This is a genomic window from Comamonas brasiliensis, from assembly GCF_018292285.1.
Taxonomy (GTDB): domain Bacteria; phylum Pseudomonadota; class Gammaproteobacteria; order Burkholderiales; family Burkholderiaceae_C; genus Comamonas; species Comamonas brasiliensis.
The window spans coordinates 167,741-181,985 of sequence record NZ_JAANES010000006.1 but is presented as its reverse complement, the minus strand read 5'-3'; the positions used below and the strand labels follow the sequence as shown (position 1 = coordinate 181,985).

Annotated in this window: 11 protein-coding genes and 2 pseudogenes; 5 read left to right on the top strand and 8 right to left on the bottom strand. The window is 58.1% G+C overall.

All coding sequences use genetic code 11. The features are described 5' to 3' along the window. Positions 1-9: 9 nt before the first annotated feature. The gene (locus DJFAAGMI_RS21730; protein ID WP_211459076.1) at positions 10-990 is read left to right on the top strand and encodes a GlxA family transcriptional regulator; all 981 of its coding nucleotides are present in this window, start codon (positions 10-12) and stop codon (positions 988-990) included. A gap of 216 nt (positions 991-1,206) precedes the next feature. Here DJFAAGMI_RS21730 and DJFAAGMI_RS21725 read toward each other — a convergent pair whose 3' ends face one another. Together DJFAAGMI_RS21725 and DJFAAGMI_RS21720 are read right to left on the bottom strand one after the other, a co-directional pair. Next, a complete protein-coding gene (locus tag DJFAAGMI_RS21725) occupies positions 1,207-2,001 on the bottom strand; it encodes an ornithine carbamoyltransferase (RefSeq protein WP_211459074.1) in 795 nt (264 codons plus the stop codon). Between the two features lie 152 nt (positions 2,002-2,153). Beyond that, complete coding sequence (locus tag DJFAAGMI_RS21720) at positions 2,154-2,735, bottom strand: HD domain-containing protein (RefSeq protein ID WP_211459072.1); 582 nt, start codon at positions 2,733-2,735, stop codon at positions 2,154-2,156. 609 nt (positions 2,736-3,344) lie between these two features. Here DJFAAGMI_RS21720 and DJFAAGMI_RS25095 point away from each other — a divergent pair. Next, a pseudogene (locus DJFAAGMI_RS25095) lies at positions 3,345-3,577 on the top strand (IS5/IS1182 family transposase); the annotation flags it as partial. A 94-nt stretch (positions 3,578-3,671) separates the two neighbouring features. On the opposite strand, the gene DJFAAGMI_RS21715 reads toward DJFAAGMI_RS25095, so the two are convergent. The 3 genes from DJFAAGMI_RS21715 to DJFAAGMI_RS21705 form a co-directional block, all read right to left on the bottom strand. Beyond that, positions 3,672-5,252 (bottom strand): esterase-like activity of phytase family protein, encoded by a 1,581-nt coding sequence (locus DJFAAGMI_RS21715; RefSeq protein ID WP_211459070.1) that lies wholly within the window; start codon positions 5,250-5,252, stop codon positions 3,672-3,674. Positions 5,253-5,353: 101 nt separating this feature from the next. Next, positions 5,354-6,496 carry a porin gene (locus DJFAAGMI_RS21710; protein ID WP_249334674.1) on the bottom strand — a complete coding sequence of 381 codons (1,143 nt, stop codon included), beginning with the start codon at positions 6,494-6,496 and terminating at the stop codon, positions 5,354-5,356. Between the two features lie 820 nt (positions 6,497-7,316). Then, positions 7,317-7,880 (bottom strand): fasciclin domain-containing protein, encoded by a 564-nt coding sequence (locus DJFAAGMI_RS21705; RefSeq protein ID WP_211459068.1) that lies wholly within the window; start codon positions 7,878-7,880, stop codon positions 7,317-7,319. A gap of 427 nt (positions 7,881-8,307) precedes the next feature. On the opposite strand from DJFAAGMI_RS21705, the gene DJFAAGMI_RS21700 reads away from it, so the two are divergent. From DJFAAGMI_RS21700 to DJFAAGMI_RS21690, 3 genes are all read left to right on the top strand, one after another. Further along, entirely contained in the window at positions 8,308-8,883 is a 576-nt protein-coding gene (locus tag DJFAAGMI_RS21700; protein ID WP_211459066.1) for an RNA polymerase sigma factor, read from the top strand. 18 nt (positions 8,884-8,901) lie between these two features. After that, on the top strand, positions 8,902-9,705 hold the full coding sequence (locus DJFAAGMI_RS21695) for an anti-sigma factor (RefSeq protein WP_211459060.1): 804 nt from the start codon (positions 8,902-8,904) through the stop codon (positions 9,703-9,705). A 372-nt stretch (positions 9,706-10,077) separates the two neighbouring features. Further along, entirely contained in the window at positions 10,078-10,602 is a 525-nt protein-coding gene (locus DJFAAGMI_RS21690; protein WP_211459058.1) for an RrF2 family transcriptional regulator, read from the top strand. Between the two features lie 76 nt (positions 10,603-10,678). Here DJFAAGMI_RS21690 and DJFAAGMI_RS21685 read toward each other — a convergent pair. From DJFAAGMI_RS21685 to DJFAAGMI_RS21675, 3 genes and pseudogenes are all read right to left on the bottom strand, one after another. Then, a pseudogene (locus DJFAAGMI_RS21685) lies at positions 10,679-11,838 on the bottom strand (NAD(P)/FAD-dependent oxidoreductase). A gap of 734 nt (positions 11,839-12,572) precedes the next feature. Next, entirely contained in the window at positions 12,573-13,556 is a 984-nt protein-coding gene (locus DJFAAGMI_RS21680) for a catalase family peroxidase (protein WP_211459056.1), read from the bottom strand. 49 nt (positions 13,557-13,605) lie between these two features. Then, positions 13,606-13,995, bottom strand: a complete 390-nt coding sequence (locus tag DJFAAGMI_RS21675; RefSeq protein ID WP_211459054.1) for a COG4315 family predicted lipoprotein — start codon at positions 13,993-13,995, stop codon at positions 13,606-13,608. Positions 13,996-14,245 lie beyond the last annotated feature (250 nt).

Genomic DNA, 14,245 nt, shown 5'->3' with positions numbered 1-14,245 from the left:
AAGCAACACATGGAACGCCTCATCGTCATCGTCCTGTTCGATCAGGTGGATCTGCTGGACATGACGGGTCCCGCCGAGGTGTTCTCGCTACTCGAGCGCGAGATGGATCAGCCCACAGGCTATCGTGTGGTGCTGGCGGCCGAGACATTGGAGGCGGTGCAGACCTCCGCGGGTGTGCGCGTGCTGCCCGATACCACCTTTGCCCAATTGGCGCGCAAGCGCATCGACACTCTGGTAGTGCCAGGTGCGGTGCAAAGGAATGCGGCGCGCGAGCTGCGCGCCGTGGTCGACCCGCAGGTCGTATCTTGGGTGAAGAAGCTGGCTGCCCGTACCCGCCGCGTTACCTCTGTCTGCGTGGGCGCACATGTGCTCGCCGCGGCAGGGCTGCTGGATGGCAAGCGTGTCACCACGCACTGGTCCACCGCGCAGCAACTGGCGGCAGAGTACCCGGCCGTGACCGTGGATGCCGAGCCGATCTTTATCCGCGAGGGCAATCTGTGGACGGGGGCGGGTCTTACAGCCTGTCTCGATCTGGCACTGGCCTTGGTGGCAGACGACTTCGGTGAGGCAGCTGCACAGCGTGTGGCCCGGCAGCTCGTCATGTTCCTGAAGCGGCCCGGCGGGCAGAGCCAGTTCAGCGTAGCCATAGCCCAGCCTTCGACCACACGTCGCATGGACGCGCTACGCCATTACATAGCGCAGAACGTTGCGAGACCGCTCACGCTGCCGGTCTTGGCCGAGCGAATCCATGTCAGCGAGCGACAACTGACCCGCCTGTTCAAGACCGAGTTGTGCACCACACCTGCCGCGTACATTGAGTCCGTGCGTGTGGAGATGGCACGCAATCGCCTTGAAACGTCTGATGAGCCATTGGTGCGCATTGCCACTGCCTGCGGCCTGGGCACTACCGATACGCTGACTCGCGCGTTCCGCAGGCAACTGAACACCACGCCTGCCGAGTACCGCAGCCGATTTCGCACCCATGAATGAAGAGGCTGGGCAGAGAACCGGTAACTCATGCGTAGCTATTGCGCAGGCGATCAGGCCAGGTATCACCGGTTCGCAGCTTGCACGCGCTGCCGCTCAGATTGGCTTGCTTGCTTTGCTTTGCCAAGCTTTCGGTGGAAGCGGACATCGGATGCCAGGTCAGGCATAGTGGCTGCGTTTATCAGAGACTGGCATCAATCTCTGCATTGATACGGAAGCTCAGCGGGCGAGCAGGTATCGCAGAATTGCTTTTTGCACGGGCAGCAATAACGACTTTTGACTGTACCCGGAGAAGCGGGGATATTGAACCGGGTCAAATGCAATCTCGCGCCCAATGGAAAATGGCGGTGTAGCAAGCAGCATGGGCATGCCCATGCAATCCAGATCGGCCACAGTGAGTGATTTAGCCATTGCTTCGGCACCGCCTGGCCAGCCATCGGTAATGACAATGTCAGCGGCTCGGGATGGGGTTGATGCAAATTCAACGTATGGCAGGGTCTCATGCAGCCGTTCATCGCAGATATGCATGATTGGCAGTTGCAGCGAGAAAGCCAGCTCGTGCCACGACCGCAGCACATTGGTCGTCGGGCCCCACAAACAGATGCGGGCTTGCTCGATGGGCGCTATCGACCTGTCAATGTAGAAAGCGTCAGTCAGCACCTCACATGGATGCCCCAAACCGGACATGGCATTGATTACCGGGCGTTGTGACGCAAAGGCAAACTCCGCGAGGCGCTGGTGATTGGATTCCCTCACGACATAGACATCGTAAAAAGGGTCGAGATAGCCGGCCAGATCGGCAGCTCTCTCGGGCGTTTTGAGCAAATTGGGCAACTCGACAAATGACAAGCCAAGCTCTTGAAACGCCTGGATGAAGCTTGTGCGAGTGCGAATGCCGTTGCCTTCAAACGACCAGGCCACCTTGCCCTGCAGAGGTCGGCAGGGCGTATCGACGAGCGCCCAAATGGCACGCACTCGCTCAGTGTTCAGTTGCGAAAGGTCGATAAGGTTCATGACATGCCGCTCGACGAGACTCCAGGCCGTATCTCAGAGACTTTACCTTCAAGCGCCGCAGTCTGGCGAGCCACCCCAACTCCACACTTCGTCGGCGTCTGTGCTTGACCGGGAGTTGCGATTGACCTGCTGCGGCTTTCGTCCGATTGCAGTCACTGAGAACTGGCTTTTTCGGCCAATCTCTGGCGTGTGGCTTCATCAATGATGCTACGCATCAATGCGAACAGAGGATCGGCGCTTGTGTGTTTCTGACCGTAGGTCAGATTGAACTCGTAGTCGAAATCAGGAGGATTGATCCCCTGGTTGTGCTGAAGGATTGTTTCAAGCTTATCCAATGCTTTGACAGCTTTTGCTTCGGGTGAGGCTGCATCCTCATACTCCTGCCACAGTGCCAGGATGTCGGCCCGCTGGGCTTCGTCGAGGGAACGAGTCAGATGTAGAAGGTCGGTCTTTTCCTGCGCACTCTTGTCAGGATGCTGGTTTTTCTCGATGGCTGGAATGTCCCCATGAATGGCTTCGCCCAAATCATGAACGATGCACATTTTGAGAATCTTCAGCATGTCCATGCCAGCAAGCTCGTCCGCGAAGGTCATAGCCATCAGGCACAGGCGCCATGTATGTTCGGCGGTGCTTTCCGCTCTGCCCGTCGAGGTGTGAGAGCTTCGGAGCACGCTCTTGAGCTTTTCGGCCTCTTGGAGAAAGGCTAGACGGCCCTTGATGTCAGCGATATTCATACCCGATTCTATAAAGCGTCTCATAACCCAGACCGTTGCATACCCAAAGCCCGGCTGAACCGCCTTCAGCTATGCTGCAAGCCCCGTACACGTTCTTTCGCACCAACTCAGATCGCATGGCCTGTGACTTGGCGCGATCTACGTAATATTTGAGATTGATGAGACCTCCGATATCCGTCGTTATCGCCTGCAGTGTGATGGCAGCAATCTGCGCCAGCGTAGGTTGGATTGGCATCACAGAGCATCAGCTCACAACCGGGGGGAAGCTTGGTATTGCCACCTCTTACGGACTGAGTGCCGTAGTGAGTGGTTGGTTGTTCATTGCCGCTGCATTTGGTTTTGCCGGAATCTTGGCGTCACGTTCGGGCTTTAGAAATGTCATCTGGCTTGGCTTGTCAGTTATCTATTTTTCATTTCTGGCAATCTTCTGCTATCGAGCCTAGCGACCCTGGCTCTGGCCTCTGGCTTGAACCAATCTGTCTATGGTGGCCGACTTACCTTGTCCATCAGGTTGCATGAAACTTTGCAAAAATTCTCGACAGCACCTTGTTGTTGTCTTCGCCTTTGCGGGGGCTGGAAATCGGGCCCTCCTCCAATGCACGCAGGCGGCGTTGCCGCCATCCATTGAGGCAGCGGGGCATCGCAGGCCGTATTTACAGGTGACCCGTTGAGAGCTTCGGGCCACTGGATAGGCATTACCGGGTGGGAGCCCGACGCAAGGATGTATGCAGGCTTTGGCAAGCCGCGAATCCATTTTCGTACGGCGGCTGGAGATCAACGAAGCGCTGCTGACGTTGGCACCGGCGATCATCTGTGCGTGCTTCGTGGATCGGTGTTGTTAGCCACTCTTTATGAAAGTGGCTGTCGCGGCCCGGCTGGCGCCGATGCGGCGCCCTGGGGTATACAGCACAGAGCGGCTTGTGCGGCCGCTGTCTTTCAGAGAGCGCCGTATTCGCTCAACTTCTTGCTGAACTTGAAGGTCCACAGTCGCTGCGCACGGTCATTGACGTCATTGGTGGTGAAGCGCAGGCTCTCCGCCCCCTTGGCGCACCTGCCATCGTTCACGATCTTGCCGTCGGCGTCCACCATGCATTGGGTGACGTCCGAGGCTTCGATCTCCTTGCCGCTAGCATCCAGCACGGCCAGAGAGACACCGAAGTCGGTGTCGTTGGTCAGCGCCAACGTGTAGTCATCGACCAGTGCCAGGCCCTCGGCCTTTTCAGCTGCCCAGCCGGTGGCATTCAAGTTGAAGAGCCGTGTTTTCTTGAGCGCCACCACCTTGGAGTAGTCCGAGCCATTGACCGGCTTTCCGGTCAGGCTGCTCTTTTCCAGGTCGGAGCCCAGCGCGGTGATGTCGGTGGCGTTGGCCGGAAACTCGATCAGCACCAGATCGTTAAAAACTTTCTTGTCTTTGCCCGTGCCTTGCTCAATGGCGATGAACTTTCCATTGCCCAACGAAACCACATCCCCCAGCTTGGCGTTGCCGGTCTTGCCCTGGTGGTACCAGCTGCCGTCGACGGGCAAAGCAAACAAACGGGTTTTCTCGGTGGTCGGGTCAAACTCCACCCAGCGCACAAAGCGGGCGTAGTCACGCACGTTTTCCGACTTGCCGGTTGCATCGGGTACGGCGGCAGTGGTGTAGTCGGCCTTGCCGTCGTTCAGCGGACTTTGTAGAAAACCGTGTAGCTTGCCGCTGGCCGCATCGATGCTCAGCCCTTCCATGCCACGGTTGGCGCGGCGTTTGGCGAGGATGGCAGGCAGATCGGCCGCGCCAGTGCCGGGCTTGTATTTCTTGAGGATGATGCCGGTAGCCGGGTCGATCTTCACGATGAAGGGGCCGTATTCATCGGACACCCACAGCACATTGCGTGCAGCATCCACCACCACGGATTCGGTGTCCAAGCCGAACTCACTGTAGCCCTTGGCCTTACCGGGGTAGGTGAAGGAGTCGTCCAGAACTTGCTCGCCTGTGTTGCCCGTGATGCCCCGTGGCTGAACACGACCATTGGCATTCTGCGCGGCGCTGAACTTGACCGGCAGGCTCGAGACGAGCCTGGCTCCGTCCTTGCCGAGAGTGATCACGCCAATGGACGGCGTGAAGTTGGGCGAAGGAAACACCGTGGAACTGGAGAAGCCCGTGGGGTTGGAGCCGTCGGTGATCTGGGTGACCGGGCCGGTGGTGGCGTTCGGGCCGCGGTCGGTAATGGCGTAGAACTCCAACGTGCCGTCGGCGCGCCTGCCCTTCAAAGCCAGGCCCGAACCGTAGGCCGGCAGAAAGCCCTTGGGGAAATCAGCCTTGGTGGCAGGGTGGCGGCCTTCATAGGGGAAATAGAACTTGTCGTCGAACTGGACGTCCTGCCGCGTGACGATGGCGCTGATGCTGCCGACGCCGCTGGTCTGAGTGACCGTCTCGGAGCTAGCGGCCTGGAGCGGGCGAGTGTCGGCGCAGGCGCTCAGCAAGGTAACCGTGACGGCGGTCGCTGCCATCAGGCAGGAGGAAGAGGTGAGGTAGCGCATGGCGGGTATGGCTTGAAAGAAAGATGGAAGTCACCAAGCCCGACGAGGCGAAGGCCTGCTGGGCTTTGGAGACTTCTTTGCGCAAAGAGGCGTCGTGCCGCTCAGAATGAGTGGCTGATGCCGATATCCACGCCAGTCGACCCGGTGTTGGCTACACCTGCAGGGCCGCCGATCAGGCCAATGCTGGCGCCATTCTTGTTGTTGACACGCGCAATCCCTGCGTACATGGAGGTGCGCTTGGAGAAGTCGTAGACGTATCCGATCGAATACTTGTCGGTCTTGCCGCCGCTGCGCGTGAGTGCTGTGGCGTTACCGCTGAACTTGGCACTGGCGTACTTGACGCGGAAGCTGCCCGGCCCCACGGGGATGGTGGCACCCAGGTAGACGCCGTCCACCTTTCCGGAGGTTGCGCCGCTGACCGGCTTCCACTTCAGGCTGTTGTATCCGCCATTGAGCACGAAACTGCCGAAGTTGTATGAAGCGCCCAGCACCAGGTCTTCCAGATCGCTGGTTGCGGCGATGGCGCTGGGCGAAGTCACGGCTGCAGTGCCGTCGATCTTGCCGTAGCCGATACCCACGTTCAGAGGACCCGAGCGATAGCCCAAGTTGCCGCCAATGTATCTGCGGGCCTTGCTTGCTCCAGAGTTCGAGGCGTTCTCATCACCAAAGGAAACCGAGAACTGGCCGTAGACACCACCCAGGTCGCGTGGCAGGAAGTAGCCCACGGAGTTGCTGATGCGCGTGCGATCCACCGTGCCGCTTTGGCTGGCTGCGTTATAGGCCGTCTGGCGGATCGTCTGGAACAGGTTGGCCTGCACGCCGGTGGTCGTGTCGGGGCCCCCGAAGGCGGTGAAGATGTTGTAGCTTGGGGTGTAGTCGCGCCCCAGACGGATTTCACCCCAGGAATTGTTGATCAGCCCGATGGTGGAGCGGCGCTCGAAGCCCAGAGAGCCGCTGCTGCCGCCACTGCCGGCGTCAGGGTTGAGGCCACCTTCGAGCCAGAACTGAGCATGGTTGCCGCCGCCGAGGTTTTCGGTGCCGCGAAAGCCAATCAGGCTGGTCTTGCCTTGGCTGGAGTTCAAGGCATTGAGCCTGTTGCTGCCTGTCTTGGCACTGGTGATGCCGACGTCCACTATGCCAAATATGGTGATGGAGGATTGTGCCAAGGCAACGCTGGAAGAAGAGGCGACGAATGCACCAATCACGATTGCCAGATTGCGCGAGCGCGTTTTTTGATTTTTCATTGGCGAGATACGAACGGAACTTATCAGAGGGATTGACGGTGGCTTCTTGCAACCGCTGGGCGAACTCTAAGCAACACATAAGTACTTTTTGTGACGCTTGTGCTGGGTGACATGAAAGTCACAGCAGAGGTGCATGCGCAGCGTTCCAGGCAGCAAACCCCCTCTTGCCGCAACGTTCGATGTTGGCGAGCCGATGTTCAGTCCGGTTTCCACGAAACGCTGCTGAAGTTGGCGGCAGCGATCATCTGTGTGCGTTTGGTGTAGCGGTGGCACTGGCCACTTCAACCCGTCACACAAGTGGTCTGGCCTATGACCAGCCGCTTGCCTTTTCCATTGGGAACCCGCTTTTAGTTGCAGCTACCGCCAGCTTCTGGCCTGTATCAGCCAGCCTCCGAGGGCTGCTCACGACGACGGATTCAACCGATCGCTTGCATGATCGCTAGCCAGCGCCTGCTCTCGGCGGGAGCGGTCACTCGACGCAGGGCAATCTGGACGAGGTCTGGCCGTAAGTTTGCATGCCGGTTAGCGGTCATTGGCGAGGGCCTGTGATCGACCCAATGCCCAGTGCGGGGCAACTGTTCTGACTCACAAGGACCGCCTGGCAGTACGACCACTGATACGTTGGCGCGAAGCCTTTTCGCACTTGATTCGGCTTCGCGCCTCGTCTCAATCAAGACTCTCCGATTGGTTGCTTGAATTCACACCTATTGGACTTGGGGAAATTGAGCAGCCAATCCTATTTTGTTGTCCTGATACTGCATTTTGGCCACTCAAATTTGCGGCCAGGGATCGAGACAATACCCTCGTGACAACCCTTCCGTTACTTGGGCAGTAGCACCTTGTCTACTACATGAATCACGCCGTTGGATTGGTATACGTCAGGAATGGTCACAGTGGCCATGCCACCTTTTTCATCCATCAGCATAATTTTCTGTCCACTGGACTTGGCCGTAAGAGTGCCGCCACTGACGGTTTTGATCATGGCCTTGCCGTTTCCGTCCTTGATCATCTTGCTCAGTGCTGCTGCATCCCATTTGCCCGGTACGACGTGGTAGGTGAGGATGGTCGTCAGCATCCCTTTGTTTTCAGGCTTAAGCAGCGTGTCTACGGTGCCAGCTGGAAGCGCATCAAACGCCGCATTGGTAGGCGCAAAGACCGTAAATGGACCAGGTCCCTTGAGCGTGTCGACGAGGCCAGCAGCTTTGACCGCTGCAACCAACGTGGTGTGATCCTTGGAGTTGACCGCGTTGTCGATGATGTCCTTGGTAGGCAGCATGGGCGCACCACCAACCATCACATCAGCCATCGCTGCGACGGAGGCCGCAGTCATCGAGATGGCCAGACCGAACGAAGCCAACTTGCGTGCAGATTGAATCGAGAACATGGATGCTCCTTGATGTACAAGCCGAAAAATGCCGGCTGTAAGGAATACGCAGCCACTTCCTGTCTGGATTCATTGAATTTTGCTATTCAATTTTTGCAAGCGATGAGACGGATGCACGGGCACAAAGCAAGGCTGCCTCTGACTTTATTTCAGCGGGAGAAGTCGGTGCCCCGTCTGCGAGGTATTCGGGTAGTTCGTCAGGTCACGCTCCGCAATTCGCGGCGCTGCGATGCCCGACGCTTGAAGTACACGTCCTTTGACGAGATGCACTCAAGATTCTGAGAATATTTTTTGGGCACGATTCGTGCATTGCCCACATCCAGAAGCTCAGTTGCTGCGTATAGGGATATACCCAAGGTCGGCATCATGCCTTGGCAGTTATCCAACAGCGCGGCATGAAGGAGGTGCTTCTGATCACAATGGCTGCATGAGCGCCAATACACCGGACCACGAACTGATGGACTTACTCGATCGCGTAGCAACTCGGGATGAGGTTGCTCTCAAGCTTCTGTACGATCAGACTGCCTCTCGGCTGTATGGTCTGGCTTTGCGCATCCTCGGCAATAAGGAGTGGGCCGAGGATGTGTTGCAAGAGAGCTTTCTGGGTATTTGGCGCAGTGCTGGGACTTACCGGGACTCGCTCAGTCCGCCCATGGCCTGGATGGGCATGCTAGTGCGCAGCCGAGCCCTGGACTTTTTGCGCAGACGTAAAGCAGAGCGTCTGCATCTCAATACTCCCATTGAGGATGTCGACGCGCTGGCACAGGACAAGGACACGCAAGGGCCCATGCAGTTGGTGGAGGCTAGCGAACAAGCAGCAGCGCTTCATCAGTGTCTGCAACGGCTGGAGCCGCCCCAGCGCCAAGTAGTGAGCTTGGCCTATCTGAGGGATATAAGCCATACCGAGCTGGCCAGCAGCCTGAAGCTGCCACTGGGGACCGTCAAAACATGGGTACGCCGCAGCCTGGAGCAACTGCGCAAATGCATGGCACGCCATGTCTGAGTGCCAGGAGTCCACATCATGAATCTGACCCGAAACCCTGAATTGCTCGATCGCTTGGCAGCCTCCTATTCTCTGGGCACCTTGCACGGCGGAGCGCGCCGGCGTTTTGAGCAAATGGCTCGTGAGTATCCTCAGGTTCGTGCAGCGGCCTTGCTCTGGCAAGGTCGCTGGTCAGCCTTTTCCGAGGTGCAGGCTCCGGTGCAGCCCGACCCGGTAGTCTGGACACGCATCGCCAACCTGCTACAAGCAGAGGGGTCCAGCGCTAGGCTGGCTCGGCAGCGTGAAGCAGCCACATCGAAGTCGCCTGCAGGAGCACTGGCATGGTGGCGCGGACTCGCACTGGCAGGCGGCTTGGCTACGGTGGCGGCAACCTCGGTGGGGCTTTGGTCGCATCAAGGGCTGAGAGAAACCACGCAGCAGAAATTGTCTGCGCTGCAGACCCAGCTCCAGATGGCGCAGGCTGATTTGCAGGCGGCACCCCAAATTCAATATGTGGCGGTACTGGCCGACGGCAAAGCCGATGCGTCCATGCTGGTGACCTTCGATCCCCAGCACCAACAACTGGTGCTGCAGCGCGTGAGCGGCTTCAAGGAGGCAGAAAACAAGTCTCTGCAATTGTGGGCTTTACCTCATCAGGGCGCGCCACGTTCCCTGGGGGTCATGGGTGACGGCAAGCTTGAACAGCTCACGGCGCAAGAGACCGATGTGAAAGCGATCCCTGCCCTGGCTATCAGTCTGGAGCCCAAAGGCGGCGTACCCAGCTCAACGGGTCCGACTGGCCCAGTGCTGTTCAAAGGGGCACTCATTCGCCGAGATCTTTGAACCATGTCTGCGCCGACTCTGCGGATAGCTGCACTCAATTAACTAAAAGCTGTCGAGATTCAAGGGCCGCTCGGGACAACAGATTCCACTCAACGCTTACAAAAGAGGTAACTCGGAATTCCTGAGATTCCAGGGGCCACTTCAAGATGCAGAGCAATGTCTCCGTGCCCTGACTGCTTTCAGTCTGCTGCCTGTTACAACCCTCTCGTTTATCCAACCCATTCATTTTGCTTTCCACTCGTTATCGGAACGCCAACCAGTGGCAGAGATAGAGTGCCTGGAAATTGACCTGTTGTGCCCGGATGAGTCCCCTCTGTAGCATGGCAGTAACCCTTGCGACTAAACTAAGCACGTATTAGTCGGAGTTATGCGATGAGTTTTTTGAGCGCAGGTGTCGAATACGGTTTGCATTGCATGCTGTACCTGGTCCACTCCGCCGAGCATGGCGTTGCGGAGGCCAGCACGCGTGACCTTGCAGATATGCAGGGCGTATCTGTGGAGTACGTCGCCAAGCTCTTTACCAAGCTCGGGCATGCCGGACTCGTACGTGCGGCAGAGGGTGTTCGCGGCGGTTTCTCCCTGGCGCTTCCAGCCGAAGAAATTACGGTGAAAGACGTCGTTGAGGCCATTGATGGTGTCAAGCCAGTTTTCGATTGCAAGGAAGTACGAGAGCGTTGTGCTGTCTTCGGCGAGGTGCCACCCGCCTGGGCCACACGTGGTACCTGTTCCATTCATGCCGTGATGGTAGGGGCAGAGAAGGCCATGCGTGACGAACTCAACCGGCACACGCTTGCGGACCTTGCCAGCCGGACCAGGTCTAAAGCGCCGAAGAGCCACGAAGCCAAGGTCATCGAGTGGTTTGGTGCGCGCTCGGCAGCCCGGCGCTCGGCTTCCTAGGTCGGATTTTGGCCGGGCACCAAGACCCGGCTCTCTTGCAGAAGGGGCACGGAGCCCCTGTTAGCAATTGCTTGGATTAGGCGACGACTATTCGTAAGGGGTCAGCCGATTGCAGCGCTTCGGCGCGATTCGCCGAAGGCGGGTAAATCCATTCGGTGTTGATTTTCTTTTTGAGTGCCTTGGCTTCCGCTCCAATCAGCTTGACCGAACGTTCCCACCCTTCGGTATAGACCGCGCCCCAAGGGCCAAGGTCGAGGCAAGTCACATACTTCGGCTGGCTATAAGGAATCGACGCGAGCCCAAGCAGGTCGGCTGCAACATTGTGTCCGGCGGAGCGGCCGAGATTCATTGCGTGCTGGCAAGACATCATCGCAACGTGGCCGTGCTCGTCGGTCGCGGCATAGGCAACATCTCCCGTTGCATAGACGGAGGGTGCCGCCTTCACGCGCAGATTCTTGTCGACGTGCAATCGGCCGTATGCGTCCCGCTCTCCGGGGATTTGGGAGGTGAGTTCATTCGCGCGAGCACCTGCCGTCCACACGACCGTGCTCGCATCGATGCGCTGGCCCGCTGATGTGACCAACCCATGTTTATCGATGGCCGTCACCCCTGCACCCAGAACCACAGTGACGCCAAGCTCGGCGAGCGCCTGTTCAATTACTGGTCGCGGGCCTGGACCGAGGTCCGGACCGATGTCATTGTTACGTTCGACAATGACGACATTTACATCTGCGCTTTCACCCAAGGCTGCGCGCAACCGGGCAGGCATTTCCGCGGCAGTCTCAATTCCGGTAAATCCACCGCCGACAACGACAAGAGTGCGTCTGGCCTCAGTGTCGGGCTGCGCATGAAGCCCTTGAATGTGCGCTTCAAGAGTGGCCGCGTCCTCCACTTGGTCTACGTTGAAGGCGTGCTCGGTGAGCCCAGGGATATCGGGGCGAAAAGCTTGCTCCCGGCGGCAAGCACAAGTCGGTCGTAGGAAACCTGAACACCTTGTCCCTGCGCATTGACGAGCACGAGCTGTTGCTGCACGTCAATTTTTTCGACACTGCCTTCCATGAATTTCACGCCAACTGCATCAAGCAGCTCGGTCAGTTTGACGCGCATGCTGTTTGGGGCTTCCTCGTACAAGCGAGGTCGAACATGTAGCTCAGGCAGTGGGGCAACAAGCACTACTTCGATGTCAGAACGCTTTTGCATATCCAAGACGCGCGCCGCAGCAAGGGCGCTCCACATGTCAGCAAAGCCAGCACCAACAATCACGATGCGTTGAGTATTCACGATTTACCTTCATCCCACGAACCACGGCATGCCTGGTGAGCCCGAAGGCTCACCAAGGTCAGGTAGAAGTGTCGACAGTTGGCGTGCAGGAGACCGCCTTGGTTCGGCAAATCAGAAGCTGCCGGTCGAACACATAACTACGACAATGATAGTCGGAGTTAAGGTGGGACGCATAAAATGCAGGATTTCCAGCCGAAGGAAGGGGACTTCGGCTGTTGCAAGAGATACGAGGGTCTCTGAGAGGGAATGCCTGAGGAGTTGCCTCCGATGTGCCTAATTCGGGATTAGTCTTGCTCCAAGAAATTTGATTGCTTCGCCTTGTCCATAGCATTCTTGAGGCGAGCCAGGGCAGCTGCGTGCGAGGTTGAATCAGGGCCATTTGCACGGTGCACAAGCCGATGATTAAAGCGTCCGAAGCGCCTTGATAGGCTCCACGGAAACGCGCCTCGTGTGCTCTACGACCAAGCGCGCCAAGATGCCGTAAGTCAAGGCATCCATGTTTGATGGCAGTTCGTGAATGACAGAACTCACCTTAGAGCCGTCGTCGACAGGGAGGCCTGTAAGGACGGCTTCTGGCCGATCATCGGCCTACGAAGATCGGCTGGTAGCTTGCTTTCCAGGCTCGCGCTTGCTTGGACCTGGCCATGCTGGAGCCTAAGGAGGAATGTACTGAGCTTGATCCTCGGAGTTCATTGACCACTCAAGCGCTTGCCAAATGACACCGCATAGGCCTGGGAGCGAAAGCGGAGCACCGGATCATTGGTGGGCGCAATGCCGTCGGCCATCACCATCGGATCAAAGTTGATCGGCTCGCACAAGCCTCCTTTCTGAGTCGAAGCGCTGGTGATCGTCAAGGTGCCAGCCTTGAATTCAGGTCGCTGCGCGGGCCATGACTGCGTGGGGTCATCCTGCGCATCACCTGGCTGTCCGACCGTCACCAGCATGTCCCAGCGAGCCGGTTTTTCTGATGTGCTGCGGATCAATGCGGTTTCCAGAAAGTCCGACCCAGCCGTCTTCAGCGCCTCATTGCTTAGCGGCTTCTCTCCCTCCTGCGGTACGAAGCGCCAGCGCACCAGAGTCACCTTGTCCTGTGCATTGATGAACTTGAAGGTGTGAATGCCAAAGAATGCGCTACGGGTGTAGCTGTCGGGAGGGTTGTGGCTGGCCAGGTATTGCGCCTGAGCCAGGTTGTCAGGATGGGTGGCTTTGAATGCTTTGAGCTTTTCCGGGTCCGGCTTGCCGGTGGCTGGATCGGGGCGCTGAGCTTCAGTCAAGTCCAGAAATGTTGCGGGGTGGGCGGCGCCGAACATGGGGGTGTTCAACATGGACATCTGGTGTACCTGACCCTGAGGGAGCTTGAATTGCAGGGCCATTCCACGCGCGCTTTGGGCAACATCTGGCACCCTGGGGTTTCCTCCTGCCAGCGAGAAGCGCGCAATCACCGGAACGGCTTGGCCGGAAAACAGTGTGGAGCGTGAGTATCTGGCGGCCTCGGCGGTAGCGGTGAATTCGCCCACCGCGCAGCTCCCCTTGATGTGATTGCGGCGCTCTCCCTGGTGAACGCCAAAGGTTGCTTCCAGGGCCTGGACCACCCGCTGTGCCGTCACTTCCGGCTCGGCTGCCTGCGTGAAAACTGGCGGCACCAGCATGGCACAGCTCAGCGCGAGCTTCATTTTTCGGAGCTTCATTGTTTCTTCCTCTTGATGATCCAGGCTTGATTGCTTAGGGTTTGGCGATGTGCCAGCTGTTGTTGAGCAATCCGTCTCCCGTTCTGTCTCCGGGCTTGACATCCTTGGCCCAGTAATAAAGAGGACGGCCCTTGTAGGCCCATTGCTGATCACCGTTGTCGCGGGCAACCAGGCTCCAGTCACCGGTAGCCGTCGCACCCGGAGCCACCATCAGAGGTGGCCAGTTTGTGGCGCAGCCACCGTTGCATACGCTCTTGCCGGATCCGGCGGCATCTTTGTCGAAGACATAGAGCGTCATCTGATTGGGGCCCACGAGCACGCCATTCATGGCAGAAGCGGGCGTCTGCCCCTGGGCGGTAGTTGTCACGGCACAGGCTGCCAGGAACACCGAGGTGAGGGTGGCGAAGGAAGCGCGACGGGTCATGGAGATCTCCTTGAGGTTGACCTGCTGTAAACAGTTCAATGACGCTGTTTATTCCATTGAAGACTCTGCCTTTTCATCCTTCGAGGCTGCCCAGGCGGAAATCGCCTTACACCGTGCCGCGCAAGGCGATCTGCCCATTGGTACCCGAGTGGGTCTGGGATTCCACTCTTTGACGCATAGGCTTCACCAGCCTCGACGACCGGGAATGGTGCAGGCGTGAGCTTGAAGCCTGGTTCAAGGTCAAGCGCGG